Origin of the sequence: Kitasatospora sp. NPDC096077 (genome assembly GCF_040303245.1) — a bacterium.
Lineage (GTDB): Bacteria > Actinomycetota > Actinomycetes > Streptomycetales > Streptomycetaceae > Kitasatospora.
Genome location: NZ_JBEOSV010000145.1, coordinates 1 through 1,939, shown reverse-complemented (window position 1 = coordinate 1,939; position 1,939 = coordinate 1). Strand labels below are relative to the sequence as shown.

General features: G+C 71.6%; 2 protein-coding genes. One reads left to right on the top strand and one right to left on the bottom strand.

What is annotated here, in order from left to right; translation table 11 throughout:
* Positions 1-234 precede the first annotated feature (234 nt).
* Entirely contained in the window at positions 235-537 is a 303-nt protein-coding gene (locus ABTZ03_RS44145) for a chitin binding peritrophin-A domain-containing protein (protein ID WP_350518934.1), read from the bottom strand.
* A gap of 698 nt (positions 538-1,235) precedes the next feature.
* Here ABTZ03_RS44145 and ABTZ03_RS44140 point away from each other — a divergent pair.
* A complete protein-coding gene (locus tag ABTZ03_RS44140; protein WP_350518933.1) occupies positions 1,236-1,445 on the top strand; it encodes a hypothetical protein in 210 nt (69 codons plus the stop codon).
* Positions 1,446-1,939: the final 494 nt, after the last annotated feature.

Here is a 1,939-nt window from a genome sequence, read left to right as displayed (position 1 = left end):
CGACGTCATTTCTGGTGAACATCCGCAGCGTTCAAGATCGCCAAATGCTGCCCAAACCGCTGACCAATCGCTGCTACTTCACGTGAACGAAGCCAGCACCGGGACGCCCTTGGTTTTGAGCGCGAGGGCGAAGGTCGGCATGTCGTCGTCGATTCCCGCCGGGGTCCCGGTGTTCGGGAGCGCCGGGCGGCGCCGACGGGAGGAGTGCTTCCGTCGGCGCCGCCCGGTCGTGGGTCAGTTCTTCGTGGTGGCGTACTCGCACCGCTGGGTGGCCGGGTTCCAGCCGGTGCTGCCGAGTGGGCATTCCTTCAGGTAGGCAATGGTTCCCGCGCACTGCCAGTAGTAGTGGGTGTCGGCGGGGTACTCGGCTTGTTCGTCGATGGTGATGCCCAGGGAGGCGCAATCGGTGGTGGCGCCGGGGTCGGTGGTGCCGGCTGCGGTGGCGGCGGTCGTCCCGGCCAGAGTCAGGGGGAGAGCGAGGAGCGCGGCGGTGATGACCGGTGCGATGCGGCGGGTGAGGGAGGTGCGGTTACGCATGGTGGGGCCTTCCCTGGTGGTGGAGGAGTGGTCCTCCGGGCCGTAGTTCACATCGGTGGTCAGCGTGGCAGAAGCCCCAACGTGGCGTCACGAAGTCGGCCGTATCGGTGGCGACCCAGACCATTCGCCCAGGTCTTGGTCTTGTTGTCCCAGTAGGTGTGGCCAGGGACCCCGCCCACAGTCGGGCCCCACACACGGCAACGGCCGGCAGACCACTGCAAGCCACCCCGCCGTACCCGGCGAACGGGGCCAAGGGACGAATCCCGCAGCGACGGCCCCGCCCGCCACCGCGCCCGACGGTTCCGTCACGAGCGAGAGGTGACGGAACCCGCGCCCCCCGGGGCCCTGCGGGCGTACGGGCGCCCGCCCGGGGCCCTGCGGGCGTACGGGCGCCCGCACGTCTCTATGCACAGGCGTCCGTACGCAGAAACGTACGGACACGTGTCCGTTGCCAACCTGCTCGAAGTGCTGCCGGACCCCGGACAACCCCGTCCTCCGTCCGGCCCGTTCGGCGGTGCGCCGGGGCGCAGTGTGCCGAATGGTTGGTGGTGCGGCAGGCCGTGTCGGTTCCGCTGCGCGCGGCCGATCGGCCCGGTTCCGCCAGTGAGAGGTGCACCATGTCTCCCACCCGTTCCCGTCCACGTGTCCGTGGCCTTGCCTGTCGGGTGGTCACGGTCCTCGCCGCTACCGGTGCTGCCGTGATCACCGGCGCGGGCACAGCCGGAGCCGCACCGCGGCAAGACACGGTGGCGGCGCCGATGTCCGAAGGCGGCCACCACGCCCGGGAGTGGATCACCGACATGGCCTGCATGCATTTTCTCGACGACGAGGTGACGGCCCGTGGTCGTGGGCCTGTCGAGGACGGGACGCCCTGTGCCTGTGCGGCCGACCCCGATGGTCCCGTCTGAGGTGACGCCGGATCGCCACCCGCTTGGCGGTCCCGGGCCGCCGCAACTCCGGCCGCCGCCCGTGTCCCGCCGCGTCTCACGCCGACTGACACCCGCCCAAAGCAGGGCCCGCCTGCCCGGCGCACCGGCCCGGCCAGGGACCCCACCCACAGCCGGGCCCCACGCACGGCAACGGCCAGCAGACCACCGCAAACCACCCCGCCGCACCTGGCGAACGGGACCCAGCAACGAATCCCGCAGCGACCGCCCGGCCGGCACCGCGCAGGGTGGTTGCGTCACGGGCGGGAGGTGACGGAACCCGCGTCCGGTGTCCTGGCAGACCCGACCCCGCCCCCGGCTGCGCTGTTGTGCCCGCGCTGTCCGGGGTCGGCCGGGGCGGCCTTCCTGCCGCGAGGGCCGGGAGGCCGGCCCGGTCGAAGGGGGAGTGTGCCGGTCAGGCGTTGTTGTCGGTGGTGGTCTTCATGAAGTCGCCGGGCGTGTACTGGCGGTCGAAG